The following is a 26271-nucleotide window of genomic DNA, read 5'->3' on the forward strand; positions in this document are numbered from 1 at the left end:
TGGGTGTGTCGTCGAGCCGACGACTGGCTCTGTTGGTTGTGTCGCCGCGCGGGCGACGGAAAAACTCCGGGGTGCCGTTCAGCCCATCAATGCGTGGACACCGGGCAATTCCTTGCCTTCCATCCACTCAAGAAACGCGCCGCCCGCCGTCGAAACGAAGGTGAAGTCGCTCGCCACGCCCGCATGGTTCAGCGCTGCGACGGTATCGCCGCCACCGGCGACCGACACCAGGCTACCGTCCTTGGTCAGCGCCGCCGCGATCCGGGCCAGCGCAACGGTGGCGGTATCGAACGGCGCAATCTCGAACGCGCCCAGCGGCCCGTTCCACACCAGCGTCCGGCAATTTTTGATCGCATCGCCCAGCGCTTCCACAGCGGCTGGGCCGACGTCCAGGATCATCTCGTCCGCGGCAACCTCATGCACGTTGCATATCCGCACCGATGGCGGATTGGCCGCGAACTCCTTCGCCACCACCACATCATAGGGCAGGTGGATGGTGCATCCAGCCTCGTCGGCCTTGTCCAATATCGCCTCGGCCGTCGCGGCCAGATCCTTCTCGCACAGCGACTTGCCGACATCGACGCCGCGCGCGTGCAGAAAGGTGTTGGCCATGCCGCCACCGATGATCAGATGGTCGACCTTCGCCACCAGATTGTTGAGAACGTCGAGCTTGGTCGACACTTTCGCGCCGCCAACAACCGCCGCGACCGGAGGCTGGGGCTTGCCCAGCGCCGCTTCCAGCGCGTCCAGTTCCTTTTCCATCGACCGACCAGCAAAGGCGGGCAGCTTGTGCGCCAGCCCCTCGGTCGAGGCATGGGCGCGGTGCGCAGCGGAAAAGGCGTCGTTCACGTAGAGATCGGCGATCGCGGCCATCGCCTCGACCAGCGCGGGATCATTTTTTTCCTCGCCAGCGTGGAAGCGGGTATTTTCCAGGATCGCGATGTCGCCCGGACGCATGACAGCGATGCCGTCGATCGCGGCCTCACCCTGGCAATCAGGGATGAACTGCACTTCCCGGCCCAGCACGGCGGACAGCGGGCGGGTGATCCGGCTCAAGGACAGGTCCGGGTTCTTCTGCCCCTTGGGCCGTCCGAAATGCGCGAGGACCAGCACCTTGGCGCCGCGATCGGCCAGTTCCAATATGGTCGGCATCGCCGCGCGCAGCCGGGTGTCATCGGTCACGGACCCATCCTGCATCGGCACGTTCAGATCCTCACGGACCAGCACGGCCTTGCCGGAAATGTCACCCATGTCATCGAGCGTCTTGAATGGCTTGGCCACGCGCTTTTTCCCCGCAGAGCGATTTCTAATCAGACGAAATCGTCTGATGACTCGGAAATCGCGTAAAACCCATATTCTAGAAAACCGCCGCCGGTCGATGGGACCGGCGGCGGAAAAAGACTTACAACAGGCCCGCAACCACGCCGGTCGTGTCGACCATGCGGTTGGAGAAGCCCCATTCATTGTCGTACCAGCTGAGCACGCGGACCAGCTTGCCCTCGATCACGGCCGTTTCCAGGCTGTCCACCGACGAGCTGTGCGGGTTGCCCATGAAGTCGATCGAGACGAGCGGATCGGTCACATATTCCAGCACGCCCTTGAGCGGACCGCTTTCGGCAGCCGCCTTGAGCGCGGCGTTCACTTCCTCGACGGTCGTGTCGCGCGAAGGCGTGAAGGTCAGGTCGACAACCGAAACGTCCGGGGTCGGCACGCGGATCGACGAGCCGTCCAGCTTGCCCTTCAGTTCGGGCAGAACCTCGCCCACGGCGCGGGCGGCGCCGGTGGTGGTGGGGATCATCGACATGGCAGCAGCGCGAGCGCGGCGCGGGTCCGAGTGGATCTGGTCCAGGATCTTCTGATCGTTGGTATAGCTGTGAACCGTGGTCATCAAGCCACGCTCGATGCCGATGGCGTCGTTCAGCACCTTGGCGATCGGCGCCAGACAGTTGGTGGTGCATGATGCGTTGGAAATGACGATGTCGTCGGCGGTCAGCGCGTCATGGTTGACGCCGAACACGACCGTGCGGTCCACGCCCTTGGCAGGCGCAGAGATGACGACGCGCTTGGCACCCGCGGTCAGATGCTTGGACGCGCTTTCCTTGTCGGCGAAGAAGCCGGTGCATTCCAGCGCGATCTCCACACCCTGCGCGGCGTGCGGCAGGTTGGCAGGGTCACGCTCGGCGGTGACGGCAATGCGCTTGCCATTGACGATCAGGTCGTTGCCATCGACCGACACTTCGCCGGGAAAAGCGCCGTGGACGCTGTCGCGCTTGAACAGCAGCGCGTTGGACTTGGCATCGCCAAGATCGTTGATGCTGACCAGTTCCAGATCATGATCGTCACGCTGCAAAATTGCACGCGCCACCAGCCGACCGATACGTCCGAAACCGTTAATTGCTACCTTGACTGCCACTGCAATAGCCTCCCGATAAAAATGAAGATCAGTTGTTAAGCGCCGCCTTGACCTGGGGCGCGATTTTTGCGGCCGTCAGGCCGAAATGGTCGTAAAGATCCTCGGCCGGGGCCGAGGCACCAAAGCCGTCAATGCCAAAGCGCAGTCCAGCGATACCGGTATAGCGCTCCCAGCCGAATGTCGTGCCCGCCTCGATCGACACGCGCAGCACATGATGGGGCAACAGCGCATCTTTATAGGCTTGCGGCTGCGCCTCGAAATGCGCCCAACTGGGCATCGACACGACGTCGGCGCCGATCCCGTCCGCTTCCAGTGCATCAGCGGTCGCGACGGCGATCTCCACCTCGGACCCGGTAGCGATCAGCACAACCTTGCGCTCGGCCTTCGCCCCGCGCAGCAGATAGGCGCCCTTGGCGCACAGATTTTCGCTCTTTTCGGTACGAAGCTGCGGCAGGTTCTGACGGGTCAGCGCCAACACCGACGGGCCGGTCGCATCCTTCAGCGCCAGCTCCCAGCATTCCGCCGTCTCGACAATGTCGGCCGGACGATAGACATTCATATTGGGGATCATGCGCAGCGACATGACATGCTCGATAGGCTGATGGGTCGGGCCATCCTCGCCCAGACCGATCGAGTCATGCGTGAGTACGAAGATCGAGCGGGTCTGCTGGAGCGCCGCCAGACGAAGACCGCCGCGCATATAGTCGGAAAAGACCAGGAAGGTGCCGCCATAAGGGATGACTCCGCCATGCAACGCCATGCCGTTCATCGCGCAGGCCATGCCGAATTCGCGGATGCCATAATAGACATAGCGGCCCGAATAATCGTCCCTCGTCAACGGCCCGGTCGACTTGGTCTTGGTATTGTTGGAGCCGGTAAGATCCGCCGATCCGCCCAGCGTTTCAGGCAACAGATCGTTGATCGCGCCCAGCGCCAGTTCGCTCGCCTTGCGGGTCGCGACCTTCTGCGGATTGGCGATCAGCCCGTCGATATAGGCTTCCAGCGAGAAGTCGGCAGGCAGTTCGCCCGCCATCCGCCGCTCAAATTCCGCCTTGTCCGAATGGCTTGCCAGCTTGTCTTCCCATGCCGCACGAACAGCCTTGCCCCGCGATCCAATCGCGCGCCAGGCGTCGGCGACCTCTGCGGGAATTTCGAACGGCGCCGCGTCCCAGCCCAGGAAAGTGCGGGCAGCAGCGACTTCGTCGGTGCCCAGCGGTGATCCGTGGACGCCGGAGGTGCCGCCCTTGTTGGGCGATCCGTAACCGATCTTGGTGGCGCAGGCGACCAGCGAAGGACGCGGATCGGCGATCGCTTCGTCAAGGGCGCGGCGCACATCGTCGGGATTATGACCATCGCACAACACCACATGCCAGCCGGTGGCGCGATAACGCGCGGGAATATCCTCATTACTCGACAGCGACACCGCGCCGTCGATCGTGATCTTGTTATCGTCCCACAGCACGATCAGGCGGCCCAAGTTCAGATGACCGGCAAGGCCGATCGCTTCATGGTTGATGCCTTCCATCAGGCACCCGTCACCCGCGACCACCCAGGTACGGTGATCGACCAGATCGTCGCCGAATCCCGCATTCAGGTGTCGCTCCGCAATGGCCATGCCAACCGCCGTCGCCAGCCCCGATCCCAGCGGGCCGGTCGTGGCTTCAATGCCTTCCAGCTCAAAATTTTCAGGATGGCCGGCGCAGGGGCTGCCCAGCTGGCGGAAATTGCGAATATCCTCGATCGTCGGCCGCGCATAGCCGGTCAGGTGCAGCAGGCTATAGATCAACATCGACCCATGCCCCGCCGACAGGACGAAACGATCGCGGTCGGCCCATTTGGGCTGGCTGGGATCGAATTTCAGATAGTCGCCAAACAGCACCGTCGCCACGTCCGCCATGCCCATCGGCATACCCGGATGCCCGCTATTAGCGGCTTGCACGGCGTCCATCGAAAGCGCACGAATGGCGTTGGCGAGCAGCGATTGGGATACGGTCATCAGGCTGGGCGTCTTCCTGTGTCTGATTTGTCGGCCATTGTTAACGGGCGAGTCGGGTCGGGCCTCCTTTGTCGTCTCGTGGCCAAGGCGTCAACCGCGTCAACCCTTTCGGTTGCTGCAATGCGGCATATATCAGCGATCAGTTGCAGTCACCGGGGCCTGCGGCACCGATCGCGGGATGAATCGACATAAGCATGGCTTTTGCACGGCCCAAAGTTTCGCTATGCCCTATTACATGGCAAGCGACCGCATGATGCAGGCGATCGGATCGCTCGAACGGGCGATCGCCCGGCTTGAGCAGGTGGCGGCAACGACACCCACGTCCGAATCGCCCACCCCCTCCACCCCAATCGCCTCTCCAGCGGCGACGGCGGGCGCGCGCGCCGCGCTTCAATCGCTCGACCTGCTGATCGCGGACCTGAAGGCAGGCTCCAGAGAATCGGCAAATGGCTGAAACCACCCTTCATATTGCCGGCCGCCAATATGCGATCACTTGCCGCGATGGTGAGGAAGCGCATCTCGCGCATCTTGCCAATCTGATCGAAGCCAAGGCAAAAGTGGCCGTGCAGGGCGCGCCGGGCCTTACAGAAGTACGGACACTGTTGTTCGCCGCGCTGTTTTTGGCCGACGAAGTCAACGACCTGAAGCGCGAAGTCGCGGGGCGACAGGCCCGGCTCGACATCGACAGCGACGAGGAACCGGCAGCCCGCGCGATAGAGGCTTTGGCCCGTCGTATCGAAAGCGTGACGCAAAGACTTGCCGGAACGCCCGCGGCCTCCTAGATTGGCGTCGGCGGGCACTGCCTGGTACGAGCTTTAGCGAACATCCCTGAGGCGATAATCACATCCAAGGGGGCTGTCCCTGACCGGGTCTTGGCCCGACTTACATGGTCCCCACCTGACGTTGAGGCGTCAGAGGATTTTCCAGCACACGGCCAAGGCGGTCCCGCCACCCCGCCCCTTTCTCTTTCCCCCATCTTTCACACACAGGGGACGGCCAGCATGAACGATGAGCCAGCATGAACGACGATACTGACTCCGACACGCACGGGCCGTTCGACACGCCTGACAAGGTCGCGCTGCGGACCATCGCGCGCCAAAAGCGCCGCGATTTCGTCGCTACGCTCGATCCGCTCGCCCATCGCCTTGCGTTCAAGGTGCTGCCCTCCCCCCTTGCTCGTCGCATCGAATCCGCCCGCGCGGTCGCGCTCTATATGCCGCTCGATGACGAAGCGCCCGCTCTGCGGCTTGCCGGGCAACTCGCAGCCATGGGCAAGACGATCGCCCTGCCTCGCGTGCTCGATCGCCTCGGCAGCATGGATTTTCTGGAGTGGCGGGCGGAGGATCAATTGTTCCCCGGCCTCTACGGCACCAGCCATCCCGAACCGGACGGCCCGCCCGTGACGCCCGATGTCATCATCGCCCCGTTGCTCGGCTTTGACCGGGCGATGAATCGGCTGGGCCAGGGCGGCGGCTATTATGATCGCGCCTTTGCCCGCTATCCCGATGCGCTACGGATCGGCCTCGCCTGGTCCATACAGGAGCATGATGCATTGCCAGCCGATCTCTGGGATCTGCCGCTCCACGCCATCCTCACGGAAAGCGAAGTGATCGAAGGGCCAGAGGCATGAACCGACAGGAACGACCGCCCTTTCAGCCAAGCTGGCGCAAGCCCGTGGGCATGTTGACGATCATGGTCCTGATAACCGCCTGGGCCGTACTGGTAGGCAGCCTGTCGGGCCTTATCGGTAGCCTGCCCATGCTGCTTCAGGTGCTGGTCTATGTTTTTCTGGGCGTGATCTGGATCTGGATCTTGCCGCTGCGACAGTTGCTCGCCTGGATGGAAACCGGCCGCTGGCGCCGATAGGGGATGACATCCCCTCTCCTGCCCTGTATCCCACGGATCGTTAGCGAGGCGTAACGGCTTATCGAAGCCCGGCGTCCGCCTGCGACCGGGAGGGCCAATCCATGTGCTCGTGCCAATCAGTGCCAGCCCCTTGTTCGGCGCACCTGCCTGCGCCCTCCCCATGTCTTTCCAGCGCATCCAGCCATAGCCCATACATTCCACGCGATGGGATGTATGCTACCTATCTACCTGAATCATAAAGAGGAGGAGGATGATATGAGTTCGTTGAGCAAGAGACTATTTGCTGAAGCGTTCGGCACATTCTGGCTGGTATTCGGGGGGTGTGGCAGCGCGGTACTGGCGGCCGCTTTCCCCGAAGTCGGGATTGGCCTGTTGGGCGTCAGCCTGGCCTTTGGCCTGACCGTGCTGACCATGGCCTATTCGGTCGGCCATATTTCCGGCTGCCACCTCAACCCGGCGGTCACGATCGGTCTTTGGTCGGGCGGACGCTTTCCTGCGCGGGATATCGCCCCTTATATCATCGCCCAACTGGTCGGCGCCGTGATTGCCGCATTCATCCTTCTACAGATCGCCAGCGGGCAACCGGGCTTCGCGCTGATGGGCAATGGCCTGGCCGTGAATGGCTTTGGCACCATGTCACCGGGTGGATATTCCATGACATCGGCGCTGATTATCGAGTTCGTCCTGACCTTCGGTTTCCTGATGATCATCATGGGGTCGACCGACACGCGCGCACCATCCGGCTTTGCCCCGATTGCGATCGGGCTGGGGCTGACGCTGATCCATCTCATCAGCATTCCCGTCACCAACACGTCGGTCAATCCGGCGCGCAGCACAGGCCCGGCCCTGCTGGTCGGCGGAATGGCCCTGCAACAGCTTTGGCTGTTCTGGCTGGCGCCCATCGCCGGCGCACTGGTGGCCGGCGGCGCTTATCGCTGGCTGGCAAGCGAACCGGTCGCGCCACCCGTTACAGGCGGCGAGATTTAGGAACAGCGGCGGTCGGCGCGCATCGCACCGATCGCCGTACCAATCAGGAAATGGTCAGGACGCCGTCATAAGCGGAGTCTTCCAGTGCCTTTCCAGCGCCCATCGCCACACAGGTAAGAGGGTCCTGCGCGACCTTCACAGGCAGGCCGGTTGCGATCGACAGCGCTTCATCCAGCCGCTGGAGCAAGGCTCCACCACCGGTCAGCGTGATCCCCTCATCGATAATGTCAGAGGACAGCTCTGGCGCCGTCTGTTCAAGCGCGGCCATGACGGCCATCAGGATGTGACCGACCGGTTCGGACAGCGCCTCGGCTATTTCGCCTTCGCCGATGCTCAGTTCGGATGGGCGACCATTGACCAGATCCCGCCCCTTGACCGTGATCCGTCGCTCTTCACCCTCCGGCGAGGTTGCCGCGCCGATCGCACATTTGACCCGTTCCGCCGTCGCTTCGCCGATCATCAGATTATGAACACGGCGAATATGGGAGGAAATCGCATCATCCAGTTTGTCGCCGCCGACCCGCGCAGAATTGCTGTAAGCGATACCCCTTAGCGAAAGCACGGCAACCTCAGTCGTGCCGCCGCCAATATCGACCACCATGGCCCCGCGTGGCTCTGTGACGGGCAAGCCCGCACCGATCGCTGCCGCCATGGGTTCTTCGATAAGCTGCACCTGATAGGCCCCGGCATTGGTCGCCGCATCGCGCAACGCGCGGCGCTCCACCATCGTCGAACCGGACGGGACACAGATCACGACCTGATGGCGTCGCCCCCATCGCTTGCCATCCAAAGCCTTGTCGACGAAATGCTTGATCATCTGTTCGGCGACATCGATGTCGGCGATGACGCCGTCCCGCAAAGGCCTGATCGCCTGAATATTGGCGGGGGTCTTGCCCATCATCAGCTTGGCTTCATTGCCCACGACCTTGACGCGACGAACACCGCGTTGTGTCTCGATGGCGATGACGGACGGTTCGTTGAGAACAATCCCCCGTTCACGCACATAGATGACCGTGTTCACCGTTCCGAGGTCGATCGCCATGTCGCACGCGGCGGACGAGAATAATTTTGGCATTTTCATCTATTATGTCGGCAATCTCTGCTGGGGGCCTTCGCGCCCGATCCCTCTGCATATGCCCCGGACCCGCAGAAGCGTGCTGCGCCAGCCCGTCCATTTCGCGGGTCCAGCCGAGGGCCAATCCCGCAAAGGCAAATCAGACTTGCGAGTGCGGCATATCGACGAAGACAGGAAACGCGCGCATTCGACACTATCATGCCTGATGCAGCGACCCCTGAAATCATCACGAACGATCATCATTTCGATGATTGCCGGCCCATGATATTGACGATGACTGGAAGGCACCGATCTGGGCGGGAGCGCCACTTTTCAACTATAAGTCATTGAAAAGTGGCGCGAGTGACGGGACTCGAACCCGCGACCTCCGGCGTGACAGGCCGGCGCTCTAACCAACTGAGCTACACCCGCGTTCGGTGTGGAGCGGCCACTATGCCGGGCAGCCTTTCCTGTCAACCTTCTGTAACGCCACTTTCTTCATTATCGTCATTTTCTCGACGCGGCGAAGAGGTCAACGTTCCCTGTTCAAACAGGAAACCCGCTATATCCGGCGTGCCGGCGGCCGAAATGACGGTCTGCAGAATAATCAGCAGCGGCACCGCCAACAACGCACCCGGTGTCCCCCATACCCAACCCCAAAAGGCCAGCGACACCAGAATCAGCAATGGATTCATCGTCAAACGCCGTCCCAGCACCGTTGGCGTGATCACATTGGCCTCCACCAGATGAAATCCGACCTGAATCGCGGCAGGCAGCAACGCGACCCACACATCGTCGAACACCATAAGGCCGCCCAGCCCCAGCAGGACCGCCGCCAGCATCGGCCCGAAATAGGGTATGAAGTTCAACAGCGCGACGATACCGCCCCACATCATCGGTGCAGGCATACCGATCAACCACAGCGCCCCCGCCACCGCCGCCCCCAGGCACAGGTTGATGGTCGCAATGGTGATGACATAGGCAGACGTCGCATCAACCACATTCTGGATCACCCGCGCAACCGCCAGCGCTCCGTCAAAACTGCCCCGACTGTTGATCGTGCGGCGGCGTAGACGCGTCCAGCCCGCGAGGAAGAAATAGATAATCAGCGCCGCGAACACCATCTGAATGATCGCGGACGGGGCCGACATTGCTGCCAACTGGAGCAGGGAGCGGGGCGCCTCCACCGCTGCGGTCTGCGCCGCCGCCACCGGCCCGCTCGCCAGCATCTGCACCGTCTCGTCCACGAAACGCTGGGCCTGCGAATAAAAATCGATGACTGGCGCCAGATTCGCCTGAATATGGGGCAACCGTTCGGGCAGGATGCGGAACCAGTCGGTCGCGGGTACGACGATCAGCACCAGCGCCGTATTGGCGACGACCAGAAAGACGACCAGTGCGACCAGCGCCGCCAGTGCCGATGGCACGCTGCGCCGCTCCAGCCACTCCAGAAACGGCACCAGCGCGATCGCAATCACCAGCGCAGCGGTCAACGGCAGGAAGAATTCCGCCCCCGCCCGCAACGCAAAGGGCAGCGCCAGCACCAGTCCAATGCCTGACGTCAGGGCGATGGACGCCAGCAACCGATCGCGTCGCCGGTTGATTTCCTGCTGTTCGTGCGGAGTCATGGGGCCAGTCTTGTCGTTCAACTCTTGTCCTTCAAGCGTGCGCGTGCGCGCTCGCTTTCGTCTGCACCGCCATGCGGAGGTCGTCAAACGTAAGATAGATGCGGCAAATGACGGGTTAACCAATTATTGGCCGTCACCCTGCTAGGTCCGTAAAGGGACGATAGTAAGAATGGGGAATCGGGCAACTCATGCGATCGGTATTTCGCGCACTGCCAACGCTGTATATGGCAGCGCTCACCATGGCGCCATTCGCCATTCCGCACGCCCATGCCGGAACTGGCTCCGGAACTGGCCCCGGAACTGGCCAAGGCGTCGCGCTGGACACGCAGATGTTCGTCGAGCGGGTCCAGACCGACCTCAATGGCCGCACCCGGCGCACCCTTTCCAGCCCCGCACGGCTTGTCCGCGGCGATCAACTGGTCTTCGTCATCAACTGGCGCAATCAGGGCGCACACCCACTGCGTGACCTGTCCCTCAGCGTTCCCGGCACCGTGCGGATCGATCCGGATGATGCCTCCATGGAGGTTTCGGTCGATGGCGGCGCCCATTGGGGCCGTATCGGCGACCTCTGGCTGCCGACACAACTTGGCGGGGAACGGCGCGCCACGGCGGAGGATGTGACGCACGTCCGCTGGGCCATGCTTGGCCCTGTACAACCAGGTACAGGCGGTCGCATCAGCTATCGCGGCACGGTGCGCTGACTCAGTCCGACAGCAGCAGCACCGGATTTTCCAGCAGGCGGCGGACCGCCTGGACGAAGCTGGCTGCATCCCAGCCATCGACCACGCGGTGGTCGCAACTGATCGACAGGTTCATCAGCTTTGCCGCCACGACCTCCTTGCCCCGGAAGACGGGCCGCTCGATCACGCGATTGGGACCGATGATCGCCACTTCTGGCCGGTTGATGACCGGCGTGGTCGCCACCCCGCCCAGCGGCCCCAGCGACGTCAGGGTCAGGGTGGAGCCTGACAGGTCCTCCGACTTCGCCTTGCCGCTGCGCGCGGCTTCGGCAAGGCGGCGAATCTCGATCGCCAACTGCCAGACATTGCGATCCTGCGCGTCGCGGATCACCGGCACCATCAGGCCCGCGTCGGTCTGCGTGGCCAGCCCCAGATGCACTGCGCCATGCCGCGTCACCACCCCGACCTCATCGTCGTAGCGCGCATTCAGCATGGGAAAGTCAGGCAGGGCCTTGCAGATGGCAACGATCAGCAACGGCAACATGGTCAGCTTGGGCCTGTCGCCGCGCGTCTCGTTGAGCCGCTCGCGCATCTCCTCCAGCCGCGTGACGTCGATCTCCTCCACATAAGTGAAGTGCGGGATATGCCGCTTGGACGCCGCCATATTCTCCGCGATCCGGCGACGCATCCCGATGACCTTGACCACCTCGTCCGGTCGCGCAACCGATCGCCCGGCGGGCTTGTAGCCCTGACCCGATCCATAGAGCAGAAACGCATCGAGATCGGCATGGCGGATGCGATCGCCCTGCGGCTTTACCTGTGCGAGATCGACGCCCAGTTCCTTCGCCCGCGCCCGGACGGCGGGAGAGGCCTGAACATCACGCCTCGGCTCGGCAGAAGGCGCGGATAGCGGTGCAGTCGGCTGGCTGGAAACGGGTGCGGAAGATGCGCTCGCTTCCTCAGTCTCGGGAGCAGCCTCAATCACCTGCTCACCCGGCATCTCTGCAACCAGCGCTTCTTCGGGCGGCGGCGGCGCAGCGGGTGCCTCCCCCGCACCCTCAACCTCAATCGTCACCAGCATCGCGCCGATGGCTACCTGATCGCCCGGCTCACCCGCCAGTTCGACCACCGTGCCCGCGACCGGGCTTTCCATCTCGACCGTCGCCTTGTCGGTCATCATGTCGGCCAGTGGCTGGTCTTCCTCGACCCGGTCGCCAACCTTGACATGCCAGCCGACGATCTCAGCCTCGGAAATGCCTTCGCCAATGTCCGGCAGCCTGAATGTGAACAGCGCCATGAATCAGTCCTTCAGAATCTTGTTGATGGCTTCGCGGATACGCACGGGGCCGGGGAAATAGGCCCACTCCAGACTGTGCGGATAAGGCGTGTCGAACCCTGTCACGCGCTCGATCGGCGCTTCCAGATGATAGAAGCAGCGCTCCTGCACCAGCGCCAGCAGTTCCGCGCCAAAGCCGCTGGTGCGCGTCGCTTCATGGACGATCAGGCAGCGCCCGGTCTTCTTCACCGACGCCTCGATCGCCTCGATGTCCAGCGGCACCAGCGTCCGCAGGTCGATGATCTCCGCGTCCACGCCCGTCATGGTGACGGTTTCCTCGACCACATGAACCATCGTGCCATAGCAGAGGATGGTCAGCGCCTCGCCCGCCCGCACCGTCCGCGCCTTGCCCAGTTCGACCTTATAATAGCCGGACGGCACCTGCGCGTCCCTGTGCCCGCCCCAGTTGCGCGCGGGCGTGTCATAATGGCCATCGAATGGCCCGTTATAGATGCGCTTGGGTTCAAAGAAGATCGTCGGATCATTATCCTCGATCGCCGCGATCAACAGACCCTTGGCGTCATAGGGGGTGGATGGGATCACCGTCTTGATCCCCGACACATGAGTGAAGATACCCTCGGGCGACTGGCTATGCGTCTGCCCCCCGAAAATGCCACCACCAAAGGGCGACCGCACCGTCATCGGCGCGATGAACTCCCCTGCCGAGCGATAGCGCAACCGCGCCGCCTCGCTCACCAACTGGTCAAGCGCGGGATAAATATAGTCGGCAAACTGGATTTCCGGCACCGGGCGCAGGCCATAGGCGCCCATGCCCACGGCCACGCCGATGATCCCGCATTCGGTGATCGGCGTATCGAACACCCGGTTCTTGCCATATTTCTTTTGCAGACCGGCCGTCGCGCGGAAGACGCCGCCGAAAAAGCCGACATCCTCGCCCATCACCACCACGGTCGAGTCGCGGTCCATCATCACGTCCATGGCACTGTTGATCGCCTGGATCATGTTCATCTGGATGGCCTCGCCACGCAGGCCAATCTCTTCGCGCAGGCCAGACTCTTCGCTCTCGATCATCGCGCTCACAGCCCCGCCGCCTTCGCTTCACGCAGCATCTGGTCGCGCTGCTCCTCAAGGTGCCAGGGCATGTCCTCGAACACCTGTTCGAACATCGTCTCCATCCGATGATGGTGCAGGCCGTGGCCGAGGATACCGTTCTTCTCCGCTTCACGGGCCGCATCGCGCACCTGTGTCGCCAGTTCCACATCCATCGCCGCGTGCCGCTCCTCGTCCCAGATGCCCAAGGCAATGCAATGCGTCTTCAACCGCGCGATCGGATCACCCAGCGGCCAGTGGCTCCCCTCGTCGGCGGAGCGATATTGGCCCGGATCGTCGGACGTACTGTGCCCTTCGGCCCGATAGGTAAAATGTTCGATCAGCGTCGGCCCGCCATTGCTACGCGCGCGATCCGCCGCCCAGCGCGTCGCGGCATAGACCGCCAGCGCGTCATTGCCGTCGATCCGCAGCCCGGCAATGCCATAGCCCACCGCCCGCGCGGCAAAGGTCGTTGCCTCCGCTCCTGCAAAGCCTGAAAAGCTGCTGATAGCCCACTGATTATTCACTACATTCATAATGACCGGCGCGCGATAGACGCTGGCGAACGTACAGGCCGAATGGAAATCACCCTCGGCCGTCGATCCTTCTCCGCACCAGGTCGCGGCAATGCGCGTGTCGCCCCGCGCCGCGCTCGCCATCGCCCAGCCGACCGCTTGGGGATATTGCGTCGTCAGATTGCCGGAGATGGAGAAGAATCCCGCCTCCCGCGCTGAATACATGATCGGCAACTGCCGTCCTTTCAGCCGGTCGCCCTTGTTCGAATAGATCTGGTTCATCATGTCGATCATCGGCCAGTCGCGGGCGAGCAAAATGCCCTGCTGGCGATAACTGGGAAAGCACATGTCGTCGCGTTGCAGCGCCAGCGCCGCCCCGACCGACACAGCCTCTTCCCCCGTCGACTTCATGTAGAAACTGGTCTTGCCCTGCCGCTGGGCGCGGAACATCCGCTCGTCGAAGGCGCGGGTCAGCGCCATCGCGCGCAATATCTTGAGCAGCGTCTCAGCGGGCAGCTTTGGGTCCCACGGACCCACCGCCTGCCCCTCATCATCCAGCACGCGGACAAGGCCATAGGCAAGGTCGCGCATGTCGCCAGCCGCAGCCGCTTCATCGGGACGCGGTGTCGATCCGGCGGGCGGAATCTCGAAATGAGCGAAGTCGGCGGTGTCGCCGGGCCGGAACTTGGGTTCAGGCACATGCAGGCTCAGCGGCGGCAGGTTGCGCCGCGCTTCTGGCGACGATTCGGCTCCTATCTGCTTGCTATCGCTCATCCTCGCTCCAATTGCTGCATTGCATTAATATTACGCTTTAGCGTTATTATATTTCAAAGCACACAAAAGGCAATACACCGCCTCCCGTTCACACAGGATCGGCCAAACAGCATGGAACTCAGGGGAAAATCAGACCGCGACGGGCCCCGAAATAGCAGCCTGCGGCGTGTAATCGACCACCTCGAAATCCTCGATCCTGTAATCGAAAATGCTCGACTCCCGCCTTTGTATCCGCAGGCGCGGTGTGCCTGCTGGCGTGCGCGCCATCTGCACCTCCACCAGCTCGGCGTGGTTGAGGTAAAGGTGGGTACTTGCGGCCACCGGCATTCTGCTTCTCATACTCCGCTCAGGCTCGCTTGACGGCAACCGGAGGGCCATTGAATTTCTAAAGTCGGCCCTTTGTAGCCGCTCAAGAGCCAGTTCCCGATGCTCAGGTACGGACGTTCCGCTATTCGGGCGGTTGCACTCAAAGCTAACCGGTCACCGTGTAGCCTTGGGATGGCGAGGTGTGCTGTTTGGCGCGTCCTTCGACGCCTGCACGCCCTCGCCGTCCTCGCCGAAGTCAGCCTGCAGGCTCGGCCACAGATGTGTTGAGCAATTGCTGCTCCCACAGATAGGCGATGCCGCTGCCGCCGACATGCTGGATGAGCACCTCGGTCAATTCGGCGGCATGCTCAGTGCGGGCCCAGTCGCGCTGCCATTCGCTTGCCAGCGCCAACCACGTCATCATGTTCGCGCCAGCTGCGATCATGCGCTGAATGCCTACCTCATGCGCCTCGACCGAGGTGCCGCCCGATGCATCTGTGATGACCGTCACGTCCCAGCCCTCGCCCAGTGCCTGGATCGTGGGCATGGCGACGCAGATCTCGGTCCAAAGGCCGGCGATTACCAATTTCTTGCGACCAGTCGCCTTCACAGCATCCACGACCTTCTGGTCCTGCCAAGTGTTGATGAACGTTCGGTCGATGACCTCCTGGTCGGGGAAGACGTCCGTGACCTGTTTAAAGATGAGGCCACCCCGATCGGCGATCACGCTCGTCAGAATAGTGGGGACGCCGAAGGCCTTGGCGGTCTTCGCCAGCGCAGTCGTGTTGTTGACCACAGCCTGCGGATCATGGCTGTTCAAGTTTGCGAGCTGATAGGGCTGGTGGTCGATCAGGACGAGGACGGAATCCTCGGGACAGAGAAGCGACGCTAGGCCGTTGCGAAGGGTCATGACTATCCTCTTGCTGCTATGGGATTGCGCGTGGTGCGGCGCGGCATGCACCCGTGAAGGCACTGCCTGAACACAAATTGTCATTCCTGTTTGCGTTACGGTAGCATCGCATTGTGCTACGCGGTGTCGCGCAAGGAGGAACATGAGCGTGGATGTCGAGGAGTTGCGGACGTTCGTGGAAGTCGCCGACGCCGGCGGCGTATCGCCCGCCGCGCGCCGCCTGGGTATAGCGAAGTCGATCGTCAGCCGACGCCTTCTACGCCTGGAAGATGATTTGGGCGTCCAGCTCCTCGTGCGGACCACTCGCGGCGCCGCGCTCACCGAGGCGGGGGTCTTGTTCCGCGAGCACGCGGCGCGCATATGCGCCGAGATCGACCTCGCCCGGGAGGCGATCCGGCCGGAAGGCGATCTGCGCGGCCGGTTGCGCGTTGCAGTGCCATTGACGTTCGGCCCGACCCACCTAGCACCCGTGCTCGCGAAACTGGCGCGCCAGCATCCGCTGCTACAGATCCACACCGCGTATAGCGACCGCTTCGTTGACCTTGTCGCAGAAGGCTTCGATTGCGCAATCCGCATCGGATATCTTCCAGATTCGAACTTGATCGCACGGCGCGTGGGACCGCTTTACGGGAAACTCGTTGCGAGCCCGGATTATATCGCGACGCATGGCGCACCGAAGACGCCGGATGAACTCGTTGCCCATCAGGCGCTGATGCAGGGCACCGAGACGTGGCAGCTGATGGATGGGGACAGAGTCATCACCGTGCGTCCCCAAGGGCGCTTTAAAGCCGATAATGGATCTGCTCTGGCGGTCGCCGCGGTCGCTGGTCTCGGCATCGCCTGGATTCCTGACGGTTTAACCGATGATCATGTGGCGTCTGGCGCGCTCTTGCCCGTGATGACGCGCTATCCACCACCTGCGGCGGGAATTTACGTCATTCGCCCGCCTGGCCAACACCCCACGCGCAAAGTGCGGGTCCTGACCGAATTGCTAATCGAATGCTTCGAGCAGGGGACTCCCACGAGCGGCTAACGACCCTTTCAAAGCACGCAGCAGCCAATTTTTCTTCGCTACGTGCGGACCGGCAGCTCTTCGATCGTCGACCTCCAAAACTGGCCGATTTCGGACTGTCGGCTTCGGAGAGCATGCAGCCGATATCCGCCATTCTCACCGCATATGAGAAACTATCTGGACTTGAGATCCAGGCGGCGTTGACGAGCATGGCTCGAACCATTGGCGCTCTGGCTAAGGGGATACCCCCTTTAAGGCCGAACGCACGCCATAGGCCTGCACGGTCAATCTTGCCGCCGCCCGTCCCCGGAGGCAGCCAGCTTATACTCCGGAAGTTTGCCCCGATTAGCGACGGGGCACGCCAATCTATAGGCTAGACGGCCACGTCGGCCTTAATCGCGGGATGAGGATCGTAGCCCTCAACTTCAAAGTCATCGATCCTATACCCATCGATACTCTCCGGCCGGCGGGTAAGGCGAATTCTCGGAAATGGCCGCGGTTCTCGCGCCAGCTGCTCCCGAGCTTGATTGAGATGATTGAGATAGAGGTGCGTATCACCCGACATCCAAACGAACTCACCAGGCTTTAGATCGGCCTGCTGGGCCAGCATTAGCTGCAACACAGTTGCCCCCACCAGATTGAAAGGTAACCCTAAGAAGACATCGACCGACCTCTGAAACATGAGGCAGTTCAGACGGCCATCGGACGTCACGTGGAACTGATAGACCATGTGGCACGGCGGAAGCGCCATGTCGCCAAGCTCTGCCACATTCCAGGCATGGAACAGCATGCGGCGGCTTGATGGATTATTTTTCAGCGTTGTGACGAGTTGTGCAATCTGGTCATGTTCCCGCCCATCAGGGCCGACCCACCTCCGCCATTGCTTCCCATAGACAGGGCCTAGTTCGCCCCATCGTGCGGCAAAATCATCGTCCTCAACGATGCGATGCTCAAAGACCGCCTGCTCGATATCCTCGCCCGTTTCGCGGCGATAGGTGGCGAGCGGCCAATCAGTCCATATTCGCACATTTTCGCGTAGAAGCGCCTGTATATTGGTCTCTCCAGTCAGAAACCAGAGCATCTCTTTGACAGAAGTCTTCCATGAAACACGTTTAGTGGTGATGATCGGAGCGGTACCGTTTGAAAGGTCAAAACGTGCCGTCGCGCCGAAAATCGATCGCGTGCCGACGCCGGTCCGGTCAACACGTTCATCCCCGTTTTCCAGGATGCCACGCATTAAGCCCAGATACTGAGCCTCTGGATGTTCACTACGACCTACCAATTCACCGCCTCCGCAACCCAGCTAGCGCCTACATAAGGGATACCCCCTTCAGAAACGCAATATCAGACCATCACTCTCATCCCAACGTCCGATCCAGAGGCTTTTGCTAAGGGACGTTGCGATAAAATCACCCCCTGCTCCACCCACCGCCGGATATTGGTATCCCCCAACAGGAACCACAGCATCTCACGCGCCGCCGCCTTCCAGTAAACGCCTGGTCGTCAGCAGCGGCACCCAGCACCGAGCGCGTTCCCATGCCCGTCCGATCGCCCCGTTCGCTCCCATGCAGCCAGATATGCCGCATCAGGTCCAGATATGCTGCTCATAATGCGGGGTGTCGAAATCATGTGCGGGCAAGGGCGCTTCCCTCAAATCTGGGGCGAATCCGGGAATAGCCTGTCTGGTCTAGTCCAGCACCGCCTTTCCGCCAATATGGATCAATATTCGCCGTCACATAACCGGTTCGGACCTATTTAACGTGGCAATGGTTCATTCCGTAGCGTCAATCTGTGCCCATGGTCGTCCCTGCACCCACGCTCGACATCCTGTTGTTGGACATGCATTGGCGTCCGATCGGCAGGCTGGACCGCGCCACCCCCTGGCGCGTAGTCATCGCTGCCAGCCTTGCAGCCGACAGTCGCTGGCTCGCGCTGGAACAGGGGCGCGCCGACGATAGCCTGCCCTGCCCCCTGCCGACCGACATCACGCTCACCCGCGCCGTGCGTCGGCGGCTGCGGCCCCTGGGCATCGACCTTGCCGACCATGTGATCCGACACCCGACCGCCAGCTTCAGCTTCCGCGCAAACGGCCTTCTCTAGTCCCTCTCGTTTCCACGCAAAAAGCATGACACGGCGCTTGCCAGCCTGAAAAGCCACCTCTATAGACCGCCGCCTGCCTTACGGGATCGTCCGCGATTCCGGCATCGGTCGGGGAATAGCTCAGCCTGGTAGAGCACTGTCTTCGGGAGGCAGGGGCCGGAGGTTCGAATCCTCTTTCCCCGACCAACTTGCTTTTTCGCTACTCATCAGCCCTTCGGGGAACGCTCCTTTGCGAGCGCTCCACCGTATATTTCACGACAGCACCTCTTCGGGCAATCGCTCCGTCTCGATCAGCGCCTGCATCGCCGCGCCATAGCGTGGCCCCTCCAGCGCATTTGCCGGGAACAGCGCATCCACCGCCGCCAACAGATCGGGTGCGAAGGTCATATGCGCGGCCGCCAGATCCTCGTCCAGATGGGCGATACTCGTTGTCCCCGGGATCGGCACGACATGGCTGCCGCGTGACAGCACCCAACCCAACGCCAATTGCGCGGGCGTCACCCCCGCCTCGCCCGACAATGCGGAAAAGCCGTCGGCCAGCACCATGTTCGCCGCGACATGCGGCGCACAGAAACGCGGCAGATCCTGACGGATATCGCCCCGCGCATAGTCGCCGTTCAGCGGCACACCCGCCAACATCTGCCGCCCAACGGGGGAGAAGGCGACGAACCCGATGCCCAGTTCGCGGCACGTTTCCAGCACCGCGACCTCCGGGTTGCGGACAATGGGCGAATATTCGCTCTGCACCGCCGTCACAGGATGCACCGCATGAGCGCGACGAATGGTCGCGGCCGACATTTCCGAAAGGCCGATGGCGCGGATTTTCCCCGCCTCGATCGCCCGGACCAGCGCGCCCACGGACTCCTCGATCGGCACTTTGGCATCCAGCCGGTGCAGATAGTAAAGGTCGATATGATCGGTCCCCAGCCGTTGCAGGCTGCGGTCGAGCGATCCGGTGATCGTCGCCGGACTGCCATCCAGAACCCGCTTGCCATCGATCACGTCGAACACGCCCTTGCTGGCCAGCAAAAACGCGTCGCGACGATGCATCACCGCCTTGTTGATCAGCCGCTCATTGCCGCCCAAGCCATAGATGGCGGCGGTATCGAGAAAGGTCACACCGGCATCCAGCGCATGGTTCAGCAGCCGAACGCCGTCCGCCTCCTCCACCGGTGGGCCATAGCCCGAACTCAGCCCCATGCAGCCAAGGCCGATCGCGGAAACGGAAAGCCCACCGATGGCGCGCGCGGGAAGCAGGGAGGATGTGGTCATGCGCCTGTTCCTAATCGAACAGCGCGCGGGGACCAAGCCCTTGACCGCATAGCTGTACCATTGCGGGACCAATGCCCCGCCCCTGCAAAAGCGGTGGGACAGCGGCTCCACCTGTGCTTAATTGATCATTAATGACTGCCTGCCCCCTTTTTCCGTCCGCGCTGTGCTGGATTGTGACCGCCGCCCTTCTGGCCGCGCCGTTGGCTCTGACACCAGCCGACGCCGCCCCCCCCGCACGCAAGGCCATAACGAAACCGGCACCACGCAAACCAGTCGCCCCGCGCCCTGCCTTAGCCCGCCCCCTCCCCGATGGAGAGCTGGCGCCGGGCGCATGGCGCTGGTTGAGCGAGGGGCCGTGGAACGGCCCGCTGTCGATGGTGATCAGCATCGAAAAGCAGATGGTCCATGTCTATATGGGCGACACACTGATCGGCATGGCCAGCGTATCGACGGGAATGAAGGGGCACAGCACGCCCACCGGCCAATTCCCGATCCTGCAAAAGCGGCAATGGCACCGCTCCAACATCTACAGCAACGCCCCCATGCCCTATATGCAGCGGCTGACATGGGACGGCATCGCCCTCCACGCCGGCCATAATCCCGGTCGCCCCGCCTCCCACGGCTGCATTCGCCTGCCCCTCGCCTTCGCCAAGCGGCTGTTCGAACTTACCCAACTGGGCACACTGGTTTCGGTGCAACGGGGTGAGATCAGTCCGGTATTGGCGCTCGACCCGCTGATCCTGACCGATCCCGGCAGTACGATCGTCACCTTCACGCCCCGCGCGGCCCCCACCCAGATCGAACCACCAGCGCCCGACATGCCCCGGCTGGACATCGACCCCGAAATCTTCCGCCTGCGACTGTCCAGCGGGCGACGCTATTAGCCAGCCATATAGGTTTCGATTTCTGAGAGAGCCGTAGGGTGTCCGTAGACGGTGGGAAGCAGACACCGCTCCTTGATCAGGGCACAGGTGGATATGGCAAACTGCCATTCTCGAAGTCTTTCGGGCGAGCGTGATGCAAGCTAGCATCCACGATGCTATCGAACAGGCGCGTTCCCATCTTGCGATTATATAGCGGCGCCATCATCATCCAACTGGATGAATTCCCCTCAAGCAATGCGCGGACTTTCGATCCAGCGACCAGACTAACATCGCAATCAGAATTTCCTATGGAATACAGGCGACGAGGTTTGCCTTTCCATACCTTAAAAGGTTTCAGGAAGAAGGCACCTTCCTTCGTTTGCACTACAAGCGCATCAATTATTGCGTCGCTGCGTTCAATTCGTTCATGGGTTATTTTGGAGATTTCCGCGCTGGATAGCTCAACCTCGCCCTGTGGTGGCGAACAGGCGAGCGCCGATGATGAAGTGAAGAGCAGCCAGAGCGCAATCGTGATTCGACGGTGCATAGCTCGACCATAGGGCAGAGCCATTCCGCCTGAAAGTGGTCGTTTTCTACCGCTCGCTGAAAAGCCAAATTGGAGCGGCAAGTTAATTAGTTCTGATTTCTGGGCAGGCTGGAGAGCAACCACCAAAAAAAGGGGCGACCCGCAGGCCGCCCCTTTCATCCTTATGCCGCCTGTGCTGCTTCCTCCGCAGCGGGCAAGCGGATGAGATAATCGAAGGCGGACAGCGCCGCCGTCGATCCCGCGCCCATGGCTATCACGATCTGCTTATAGGGCACGGTCGTCACATCGCCTGCCGCGAAGATGCCCGGTTGGCTCGTCTCGCCACGCGCGTCGATCTCGATCTCGCCGCGCGGCGACAGGGCGATCGCGTCCTTCAACCATTCGGTGTTGGGCACCAGGCCGATCTGGACGAAGATACCCTCCAGCGCGACGTCATGCTCGGTGCCGCTGTTGCGGTCCTTGTAGGACAGGCCCGTCACCTTCTCACCATCGCCATCGACCTTCGTGGTCAGGGCAGAGGTGATGATCTTGACGTTGGGCAGGCTGGCCAACTTGCGCTGCAACACGGCGTCCGCTCGCAACTGGCTGTCAAACTCGATCAGCGTCACATGCGCCACGATGCCCGCCAGGTCAATGGCCGCCTCGACGCCGCTATTGCCGCCGCCGATCACCGCCACGCGCTTGCCCTTGAACAACGGACCATCGCAGTGCGGGCAATAGGCCACGCCCTTGTTCCGATAGTCGTCCTCGCCCGGCACGTTCATCGTCCTCCAGCGCGCGCCGGTCGACAGGATCACGGTGCGCCCCTTCAGCGACGCGCCATTTTCCAGCACGACCTCATGATAGCCGCCTTCGCTCTTGGCCGGGATCAGCTTCGTCGCCTTTTGCAGGTTCATGATCTCCACGTCATACTCCTTGACGTGGTTCTCCAGTTGCGCGGCCAGCTTCGGCCCTTCGGTGTGGGAGACGGAGATGAAATTCTCGATCCCCATCGTGTCCAGCACCTGCCCGCCAAAACGCTCCGCCGCTACGCCGGTGCGGATGCCCTTGCGCGCCGCATAGATGGCCGATGCTGCGCCCGCGGGGCCGCCACCGACGATCAGCACCTCGAACGGCTCCTGTGCCTTGATCTTCTCCGCCGCACGGGCGACCGCGCCGCTGTCGATCTTGGCGACGATCTGCTCCAGTTCCATGCGCCCCTGACCAAAGGGTTCGCCGTTCAGGAAGACGGTAGGCACCGCCATCACCTTGCGCTCGTCCACTTCCGCCTGGAACAGCGCGCCGTCGATGGCGACATGGCTGATCCGGGGATTGAGTATGCTCATCAGGTTCAGCGCCTGCACCACATCGGGGCAGTTCTGGCACGATAGCGAGAAATAGGTTTCGAAGGCGAAATCGCCATCCAGATCCTTGATCTGTTGAATGACATCCTGCGCGGCCTTCGACGGATGGCCGCCGACCTGCAACAGCGCCAGCACCAGCGAGGTGAACTCATGGCCCATCGGGATACCGGCGAAACGCACACCGATGTCGGTGCCGACGCGGCGGATCATGAAGCTGGGCGTGCGCTTGTCGGAGCCGGTCACGACGGACACTTTATCCGACAAAGCCGCAATTTCGTTCAGCAGCCCGCCCAGTTCCTGCGACTTGGCGTCGTCACCCAAAGAGGCGACCAGTTCGATCGGCTCACGGATGTTGACCAGATAGGCCTTGAGCTGCTGCGTCAGGGTGGCGTCGAGCATGCGAAAAAACTCCTTCGATAGATACAAATATGGCTCAGGGCGGAGGTTCCACCCCGAGCCATATCGCGACCCTCAGGGGGATCAGTGTTTAGATCTTGCCGACCAGGTCGAGCGATGGGGCCAGGGTCTCTTCACCCTCTTCCCACTTGGCCGGGCAGACTTCGCCGGGGTGAGCGGCGACATATTGTGCAGCCTTCACCTTGCGCAGCAGTTCGGTCGCGTTGCGGCCAACACCTTCCGAAGTGATTTCCATGAACTGAATCACGCCTTCGGGATCGACCAGGAAGGTCGCGCGGTCGGCCAGGCCAACGCCCGCACGCATCACATCGAAATTATTGGTGATCTGGCCCGACTGGTCGCCCAGCATATAATAGTTGATCTTGCTGATCGCGGGCGAGGTGTCGTGCCAGGCCTTATGGCTGAAATGGGTGTCGGTCGACACCGAATACACTTCGACATTCAGACCCTGAAGCGTCGGGTAGATGCCAGCCAGATCTTCCAGCTCGGTCGGGCAGACGAAGGTGAAGTCAGCCGGATAGAAGAAGAAGATCGCCCACTTGCCCTTTACGTCGGCGTCGGTGACGTCAACGAACTTGCCTTCCTTATAAGCGGTGGCAGTGAATGGCTTGATGGTGGTGTTGATAAGCGCCATGGGCTGTCCTAATCCTTGTTCAGGGTTGTCGTTACGGACCTCCATGTAGGGCAGCAGCGGCGAGTCCGGAAATTGGTTTTCTCGGATGCGGTGAGTGACAAAAGCGATCACAGACTCGCCGATTGATCGACCAGATCGTCTTCATTCCCCGTGGCCAACCAACGTGTCGATCCAGTCCGTCAATATCCGGTCCGCCTCGCTGGCGGAAAAATTGCTGGGGTCCAGGCATAATTCCAGCCACAAGCCATCGACCAGCGCCGTCAACCCGATCGCTGCCAGCCGCACCTGCGCCGCCGGCATGGCGGGCGCCGCTGCCTGCAACAGCCCCTCCATCCGTGCCCGCCCCGCGCCGTACATTTCCGCATGAGCGGCGGACATGGCCGGGTTGCTCTTGACCAGACTCCAGAAGGCGATCCACGTAGCCAGCAGATCGGCGTCCAGAATCGGCGCCCGGAAATTGGCGAGTATATAGGCCCGCAGCCGTGTTCGCGGATCGTCCCCCGCTTGCGCCACACCTTGCTCCAGCGCATGCGCCACGCGCGTGCAGACATCGCGATAGGTGGCCAGGATCAGGGCATCGACCCCATCGAAATAATGGGTAAGCAGGCCCGAAGACACGCCCGCCCGTGAACAGATCGCCCGAACGGACGTACCCGCCGCGCCCCGCTCTGCCAGGCACAACGCCGTGGCGTCGATCAACGCCTGCCGCCGTACATCGGGACTTTCGCGAACGAATCGTCCCTTCATTGAAATCCCACTATCATGACCCCCATCACGCCCCCCCATTCCTGCAGCTTTCCGTTCGCAACGACCCTGTCATCCTGTAGCATGACAAGACACCATATTGTCACAATGGATCGAACCCGGCGGAGGACCGTTGCTCAATGACATTGCGCCGCAACTCTGGTGCAAGACGTTGCTCCGCAACATAAGCTGGAGAAGATGAATGACTTTTACATCCCCCGCCCGCGTGGGTTCCGCGCCTGCCTGGGCGACACTGGCCGCAGCCCTGCTGCTGGGCGGATGCGGCACAGGAGCGGATAACGCCACAAATGTGCCCAATAGCCTCGCCAACGGCGCGACCGTCGAGACGATCGAGGATCCCGATGCCGTGCGCGTGGGCGAGAATAATGCGGGCGCGCCCCTGCCGACCGACGCATGGGTCGGGCGCTGGGCCGGTCCCGAAGGACTGTTCCTCGACATCCAGCCTTCACCTGATGGCCAGCCGGGTCACTATGCCATCACCAACAAGGACACGCTCGATCGCCAGGCCGATTATCAGGGTGTCGGCGAAGGCACGACGATCCGATTTGTTCGCGAAGGCAAGGATCTGTCGATCCGGCCGGGCAGCGGCAAGGAAACGGGCTTCAAATATCTGGCGGGCAAGGCCGACTGCCTGATCATCATTCCGAATCAGGAAGGCTATTGCCGCTGACTGCGCTCTGATCCAAACGTTTCCCCAGCGCAAAATGGGGACCGGCATTGCTGCCGGTCCCCACATCCGCCGGATCGTCTCGCTATCGCCCTTGCGGGTTCAAAGCGGCGTATCCCGCGTCGCGATGGCCTTGCCCAAAAGCTTGTCCTTCGCGTTGCTCCGGCTCCGGTTCCTGGGAACCTTCACCTTTGCACCCTGTCCAGCCTGCCCGGCGTTCACTTTCGCGCGCACTCGGCATTCGGGCGAGGTCGCTGGTTAATGCACCTTCGCTTGCGGTCGGGAGCATGTTCCAACGATCAACCCAGGCGATAAAAGCTTGGTTTCCCTTGCTTTTATCCTTCGGTTTTCGCCGAAGGCCCTGCTCTGTCGATACAAGGATGCTGTCACTTAACGCGAGTCGCGCAAAGCGGATTCGTAGTTTTTGACGAGCGTATGACGATCAAAGCTGTGGACAACTGTGGATAAGTCAGAAAAATGGCGGAAACGCGCGGCTTTCCCGTTCGGTCGAGCGAGCAGATCGGCGTAAAGAAGGAAAAATCAAATCCCCGGAATGGCGCTGCAATTTGTCGACGCCCATTCGTCCACCGACACGGCTCTCCGTTAACGAAAATATTGGCGAGAAACCCCTTCCAGCACCTGAATGCCCTTCAGCACGTAAAAAAATAATTCAATTAATCCTGAATGTTATGATGTTGTCTGACGTTCATGCAACGCACGCCATTATGTGCGGGTTGATGCAGCAATTCATCATTATCTGGAGGAGATATTCCATGCGTAAAGCCATTATTGCCCTGTCTGCCCTTTCCCTCGCCATCCCCGTGTCGATGGCAATTCCGACCGACAAGGCCGAAGCCCGTCGGGATCGCGACCGGGATTATCGCGGTCGCGAATGGCGTGGTCGTGACGGTCGCACCTATTGCAAAAAGTCCAACGGCACGACCGGACTGATTATCGGTGGTGCCGCGGGCGCCCTTGCAGGCCGCGCAGTCGATACCCGTGGCGAACGGACCACCGGCACCCTGCTGGGCGCTGCGGGCGGCGCGCTGCTTGGCAAGTCGATCGACAGCAAGCGCACCTGCCGCTGAACAGGCGTGGGACGGAGAGAAGCGCCCTTGCCGCTTTCCTCCGTCCCG

27 protein-coding genes, 2 tRNA genes, 1 other RNA gene and 1 pseudogene are annotated in these 26271 nt (G+C 61.8%); 13 read left to right on the top strand and 18 right to left on the bottom strand.

Going from position 1 to position 26271, the window contains the following annotated elements; all coding sequences use genetic code 11:
- Nucleotides 1-78: 78 nt before the first annotated feature.
- The 3 genes from WFR25_RS16855 to tkt form a co-directional block, all read right to left on the bottom strand.
- Nucleotides 79-1251, bottom strand: coding sequence for a phosphoglycerate kinase (locus WFR25_RS16855; protein ID WP_336974926.1), 1173 nt, complete (start codon nt 1249-1251; stop codon nt 79-81).
- A gap of 151 nt (nt 1252-1402) precedes the next feature.
- The gene (gap, locus tag WFR25_RS16860; RefSeq protein ID WP_336972464.1) at nt 1403-2413 is read right to left on the bottom strand and encodes a type I glyceraldehyde-3-phosphate dehydrogenase; all 1011 of its coding nucleotides are present in this window, start codon (nt 2411-2413) and stop codon (nt 1403-1405) included.
- Between the two features lie 28 nt (nt 2414-2441).
- Nucleotides 2442-4409 carry a transketolase gene (gene tkt, locus WFR25_RS16865; RefSeq protein ID WP_336972465.1) on the bottom strand — a complete coding sequence of 656 codons (1968 nt, stop codon included), beginning with the start codon at nt 4407-4409 and terminating at the stop codon, nt 2442-2444.
- 250 nt (nt 4410-4659) lie between these two features.
- On the opposite strand from tkt, the gene WFR25_RS16870 reads away from it, so the two are divergent.
- The 6 genes from WFR25_RS16870 to aqpZ all read left to right on the top strand — a co-directional run bounded on the left by WFR25_RS16870 (nt 4660) and on the right by aqpZ (nt 7262).
- A complete protein-coding gene (locus WFR25_RS16870; RefSeq protein ID WP_336972466.1) occupies nt 4660-4863 on the top strand; it encodes a hypothetical protein in 204 nt (67 codons plus the stop codon).
- Nucleotides 4856-5191: a cell division protein ZapA gene (locus WFR25_RS16875; RefSeq protein WP_336972467.1), complete on the top strand. Its 336-nt coding sequence runs from the start codon at nt 4856-4858 to the stop codon at nt 5189-5191. The genes WFR25_RS16870 and WFR25_RS16875 overlap by 8 nt, the downstream gene beginning before the upstream one ends.
- An 11-nt stretch (nt 5192-5202) precedes the next feature.
- A non-coding RNA gene (gene ssrS, locus WFR25_RS26685) (6S RNA) lies at nt 5203-5359 on the top strand.
- 68 nt (nt 5360-5427) lie between these two features.
- Entirely contained in the window at nt 5428-6039 is a 612-nt protein-coding gene (locus tag WFR25_RS16880; protein WP_336972469.1) for a 5-formyltetrahydrofolate cyclo-ligase, read from the top strand.
- Nucleotides 6036-6275 carry a DUF2842 domain-containing protein gene (locus WFR25_RS16885; protein WP_336972471.1) on the top strand — a complete coding sequence of 80 codons (240 nt, stop codon included), beginning with the start codon at nt 6036-6038 and terminating at the stop codon, nt 6273-6275. Before WFR25_RS16880 ends, WFR25_RS16885 begins: the two co-directional genes overlap by 4 nt.
- A 255-nt stretch (nt 6276-6530) precedes the next feature.
- Nucleotides 6531-7262 carry an aquaporin Z gene (gene aqpZ, locus WFR25_RS16890; RefSeq protein ID WP_336972472.1) on the top strand — a complete coding sequence of 244 codons (732 nt, stop codon included), beginning with the start codon at nt 6531-6533 and terminating at the stop codon, nt 7260-7262.
- Between the two features lie 43 nt (nt 7263-7305).
- Here the strand turns inward: aqpZ and WFR25_RS16895 are convergent, their stop codons facing one another.
- The 3 genes from WFR25_RS16895 to WFR25_RS16905 all read right to left on the bottom strand — a co-directional run bounded on the left by WFR25_RS16895 (nt 7306) and on the right by WFR25_RS16905 (nt 9944).
- Complete coding sequence (locus tag WFR25_RS16895; RefSeq protein ID WP_336972473.1) at nt 7306-8343, bottom strand: rod shape-determining protein; 1038 nt, start codon at nt 8341-8343, stop codon at nt 7306-7308.
- A 328-nt stretch (nt 8344-8671) separates the two neighbouring features.
- Nucleotides 8672-8748 (bottom strand) — tRNA-Asp (locus WFR25_RS16900).
- A gap of 41 nt (nt 8749-8789) precedes the next feature.
- Nucleotides 8790-9944, bottom strand: coding sequence for an AI-2E family transporter (locus WFR25_RS16905; RefSeq protein ID WP_336974927.1), 1155 nt, complete (start codon nt 9942-9944; stop codon nt 8790-8792).
- Between the two features lie 188 nt (nt 9945-10132).
- Here WFR25_RS16905 and WFR25_RS16910 point away from each other — a divergent pair, with 188 nt between their 5' ends.
- Entirely contained in the window at nt 10133-10645 is a 513-nt protein-coding gene (locus tag WFR25_RS16910) for a hypothetical protein (RefSeq protein WP_336972475.1), read from the top strand.
- Between the two features lies 1 nt (nt 10646).
- Here the strand turns inward: WFR25_RS16910 and WFR25_RS16915 are convergent, their stop codons facing one another.
- The 5 genes from WFR25_RS16915 to WFR25_RS16935 form a co-directional block, all read right to left on the bottom strand.
- Nucleotides 10647-11921 (bottom strand): dihydrolipoamide acetyltransferase family protein, encoded by a 1275-nt coding sequence (locus tag WFR25_RS16915; RefSeq protein WP_336972476.1) that lies wholly within the window; start codon nt 11919-11921, stop codon nt 10647-10649.
- Between the two features lie 3 nt (nt 11922-11924).
- The gene (locus WFR25_RS16920; RefSeq protein WP_336974928.1) at nt 11925-12929 is read right to left on the bottom strand and encodes an alpha-ketoacid dehydrogenase subunit beta; all 1005 of its coding nucleotides are present in this window, start codon (nt 12927-12929) and stop codon (nt 11925-11927) included.
- Between the two features lie 68 nt (nt 12930-12997).
- Complete coding sequence (locus tag WFR25_RS16925) at nt 12998-14299, bottom strand: 3-methyl-2-oxobutanoate dehydrogenase (2-methylpropanoyl-transferring) subunit alpha (RefSeq protein ID WP_336972477.1); 1302 nt, start codon at nt 14297-14299, stop codon at nt 12998-13000.
- 129 nt (nt 14300-14428) lie between these two features.
- Nucleotides 14429-14677 (bottom strand): thymidylate synthase, encoded by a 249-nt coding sequence (locus WFR25_RS16930; protein WP_419723163.1) that lies wholly within the window; start codon nt 14675-14677, stop codon nt 14429-14431.
- Nucleotides 14678-14861: 184 nt separating this feature from the next.
- Entirely contained in the window at nt 14862-15515 is a 654-nt protein-coding gene (locus WFR25_RS16935) for a hydrolase (protein ID WP_336972480.1), read from the bottom strand.
- A 142-nt stretch (nt 15516-15657) separates the two neighbouring features.
- Between WFR25_RS16935 and WFR25_RS16940 the strand changes: the two genes are divergently transcribed.
- A complete protein-coding gene (locus tag WFR25_RS16940) occupies nt 15658-16548 on the top strand; it encodes a LysR family transcriptional regulator (protein WP_336972481.1) in 891 nt (296 codons plus the stop codon).
- 352 nt (nt 16549-16900) lie between these two features.
- On the opposite strand, the gene thyA is transcribed toward WFR25_RS16940, so the two are convergent.
- Together thyA and WFR25_RS16950 are read right to left on the bottom strand one after the other, a co-directional pair.
- Entirely contained in the window at nt 16901-17809 is a 909-nt protein-coding gene (gene thyA, locus WFR25_RS16945; RefSeq protein WP_336972482.1) for a thymidylate synthase, read from the bottom strand.
- A 128-nt stretch (nt 17810-17937) separates the two neighbouring features.
- Nucleotides 17938-18166 (bottom strand): annotated as a pseudogene (locus WFR25_RS16950) (thymidylate synthase); the annotation flags it as partial.
- A 158-nt stretch (nt 18167-18324) separates the two neighbouring features.
- Here WFR25_RS16950 and WFR25_RS16955 point away from each other — a divergent pair.
- Together WFR25_RS16955 and WFR25_RS16960 are read left to right on the top strand one after the other, a co-directional pair.
- Nucleotides 18325-18627, top strand: coding sequence for a JAB domain-containing protein (locus WFR25_RS16955; RefSeq protein ID WP_336974929.1), 303 nt, complete (start codon nt 18325-18327; stop codon nt 18625-18627).
- 109 nt (nt 18628-18736) lie between these two features.
- Nucleotides 18737-18813 (top strand) — tRNA-Pro (locus WFR25_RS16960).
- A gap of 66 nt (nt 18814-18879) precedes the next feature.
- Here WFR25_RS16960 and WFR25_RS16965 read toward each other — a convergent pair.
- The gene (locus WFR25_RS16965) at nt 18880-19899 is read right to left on the bottom strand and encodes an aldo/keto reductase (RefSeq protein ID WP_336972485.1); all 1020 of its coding nucleotides are present in this window, start codon (nt 19897-19899) and stop codon (nt 18880-18882) included.
- 173 nt (nt 19900-20072) lie between these two features.
- Here WFR25_RS16965 and WFR25_RS16970 point away from each other — a divergent pair, with 173 nt between their 5' ends.
- On the top strand, nt 20073-20783 hold the full coding sequence (locus WFR25_RS16970) for a L,D-transpeptidase family protein (RefSeq protein ID WP_336972487.1): 711 nt from the start codon (nt 20073-20075) through the stop codon (nt 20781-20783).
- 76 nt (nt 20784-20859) lie between these two features.
- Here the strand turns inward: WFR25_RS16970 and WFR25_RS16975 are convergent, their stop codons facing one another.
- The 4 genes from WFR25_RS16975 to betI form a co-directional block, all read right to left on the bottom strand.
- A complete protein-coding gene (locus WFR25_RS16975; protein ID WP_336972490.1) occupies nt 20860-21468 on the bottom strand; it encodes a hypothetical protein in 609 nt (202 codons plus the stop codon).
- Nucleotides 21469-21470: 2 nt separating this feature from the next.
- Nucleotides 21471-23051 (bottom strand): alkyl hydroperoxide reductase subunit F, encoded by a 1581-nt coding sequence (gene ahpF / locus WFR25_RS16980; RefSeq protein WP_336972491.1) that lies wholly within the window; start codon nt 23049-23051, stop codon nt 21471-21473.
- 88 nt (nt 23052-23139) lie between these two features.
- Nucleotides 23140-23703, bottom strand: coding sequence for an alkyl hydroperoxide reductase subunit C (gene ahpC, locus WFR25_RS16985; protein WP_336972492.1), 564 nt, complete (start codon nt 23701-23703; stop codon nt 23140-23142).
- Nucleotides 23704-23844: 141 nt separating this feature from the next.
- Nucleotides 23845-24450 (bottom strand): transcriptional regulator BetI, encoded by a 606-nt coding sequence (gene betI / locus WFR25_RS16990; RefSeq protein ID WP_336972494.1) that lies wholly within the window; start codon nt 24448-24450, stop codon nt 23845-23847.
- Between the two features lie 199 nt (nt 24451-24649).
- Here betI and WFR25_RS16995 point away from each other — a divergent pair, with 199 nt between their 5' ends.
- Together WFR25_RS16995 and WFR25_RS17000 are read left to right on the top strand one after the other, a co-directional pair.
- A complete protein-coding gene (locus WFR25_RS16995) occupies nt 24650-25138 on the top strand; it encodes a hypothetical protein (RefSeq protein ID WP_336972495.1) in 489 nt (162 codons plus the stop codon).
- Nucleotides 25139-25908: 770 nt separating this feature from the next.
- On the top strand, nt 25909-26223 hold the full coding sequence (locus tag WFR25_RS17000; protein ID WP_336972496.1) for a glycine zipper 2TM domain-containing protein: 315 nt from the start codon (nt 25909-25911) through the stop codon (nt 26221-26223).
- The last annotated feature ends 48 nt before the right edge of the window (nt 26224-26271 follow it).

This window comes from Sphingobium aromaticiconvertens, assembly GCF_037154075.1.
Classification (GTDB): Bacteria; Pseudomonadota; Alphaproteobacteria; order Sphingomonadales; family Sphingomonadaceae; genus Sphingobium; species Sphingobium aromaticiconvertens.

What these genes read in the sequence shown, in the direction of transcription:
- WFR25_RS16905 (WP_336974927.1), bottom strand. Translation starts at nt 9,944, where the DNA reads ATGACTCCGCACGAACAGCAGGAAATCAACCGGCGACGCGATCGGTTG.
- WFR25_RS16965 (WP_336972485.1), bottom strand. Translation starts at nt 19,899, where the DNA reads ATGACCACATCCTCCCTGCTTCCCGCGCGCGCCATCGGTGGGCTTTCC.
- aqpZ (WP_336972472.1), top strand. Translation starts at nt 6,531, where the DNA reads ATGAGTTCGTTGAGCAAGAGACTATTTGCTGAAGCGTTCGGCACATTC.
- WFR25_RS16930 (WP_419723163.1), bottom strand. Translation starts at nt 14,677, where the DNA reads ATGGCCCTCCGGTTGCCGTCAAGCGAGCCTGAGCGGAGTATGAGAAGC.
- WFR25_RS16885 (WP_336972471.1), top strand. Translation starts at nt 6,036, where the DNA reads ATGAACCGACAGGAACGACCGCCCTTTCAGCCAAGCTGGCGCAAGCCC.
- betI (WP_336972494.1), bottom strand. Translation starts at nt 24,450, where the DNA reads ATGAAGGGACGATTCGTTCGCGAAAGTCCCGATGTACGGCGGCAGGCG.
- WFR25_RS16925 (WP_336972477.1), bottom strand. Translation starts at nt 14,299, where the DNA reads ATGAGCGATAGCAAGCAGATAGGAGCCGAATCGTCGCCAGAAGCGCGG.
- WFR25_RS16855 (WP_336974926.1), bottom strand. Translation starts at nt 1,251, where the DNA reads ATGGGTGACATTTCCGGCAAGGCCGTGCTGGTCCGTGAGGATCTGAAC.
- ahpF (WP_336972491.1), bottom strand. Translation starts at nt 23,051, where the DNA reads ATGCTCGACGCCACCCTGACGCAGCAGCTCAAGGCCTATCTGGTCAAC.
- WFR25_RS16870 (WP_336972466.1), top strand. Translation starts at nt 4,660, where the DNA reads ATGATGCAGGCGATCGGATCGCTCGAACGGGCGATCGCCCGGCTTGAG.
- tkt (WP_336972465.1), bottom strand. Translation starts at nt 4,409, where the DNA reads ATGACCGTATCCCAATCGCTGCTCGCCAACGCCATTCGTGCGCTTTCG.
- WFR25_RS16880 (WP_336972469.1), top strand. Translation starts at nt 5,428, where the DNA reads ATGAACGACGATACTGACTCCGACACGCACGGGCCGTTCGACACGCCT.
- WFR25_RS16995 (WP_336972495.1), top strand. Translation starts at nt 24,650, where the DNA reads ATGACTTTTACATCCCCCGCCCGCGTGGGTTCCGCGCCTGCCTGGGCG.
- WFR25_RS16875 (WP_336972467.1), top strand. Translation starts at nt 4,856, where the DNA reads ATGGCTGAAACCACCCTTCATATTGCCGGCCGCCAATATGCGATCACT.
- WFR25_RS16975 (WP_336972490.1), bottom strand. Translation starts at nt 21,468, where the DNA reads ATGAAAGGGGCGGCCTGCGGGTCGCCCCTTTTTTTGGTGGTTGCTCTC.
- WFR25_RS16955 (WP_336974929.1), top strand. Translation starts at nt 18,325, where the DNA reads ATGGTCGTCCCTGCACCCACGCTCGACATCCTGTTGTTGGACATGCAT.
- WFR25_RS16895 (WP_336972473.1), bottom strand. Translation starts at nt 8,343, where the DNA reads ATGAAAATGCCAAAATTATTCTCGTCCGCCGCGTGCGACATGGCGATC.
- WFR25_RS17000 (WP_336972496.1), top strand. Translation starts at nt 25,909, where the DNA reads ATGCGTAAAGCCATTATTGCCCTGTCTGCCCTTTCCCTCGCCATCCCC.
- WFR25_RS16920 (WP_336974928.1), bottom strand. Translation starts at nt 12,929, where the DNA reads ATGAACATGATCCAGGCGATCAACAGTGCCATGGACGTGATGATGGAC.
- WFR25_RS16910 (WP_336972475.1), top strand. Translation starts at nt 10,133, where the DNA reads ATGCGATCGGTATTTCGCGCACTGCCAACGCTGTATATGGCAGCGCTC.
- WFR25_RS16915 (WP_336972476.1), bottom strand. Translation starts at nt 11,921, where the DNA reads ATGGCGCTGTTCACATTCAGGCTGCCGGACATTGGCGAAGGCATTTCC.
- ahpC (WP_336972492.1), bottom strand. Translation starts at nt 23,703, where the DNA reads ATGGCGCTTATCAACACCACCATCAAGCCATTCACTGCCACCGCTTAT.
- WFR25_RS16935 (WP_336972480.1), bottom strand. Translation starts at nt 15,515, where the DNA reads ATGACCCTTCGCAACGGCCTAGCGTCGCTTCTCTGTCCCGAGGATTCC.
- WFR25_RS16940 (WP_336972481.1), top strand. Translation starts at nt 15,658, where the DNA reads ATGAGCGTGGATGTCGAGGAGTTGCGGACGTTCGTGGAAGTCGCCGAC.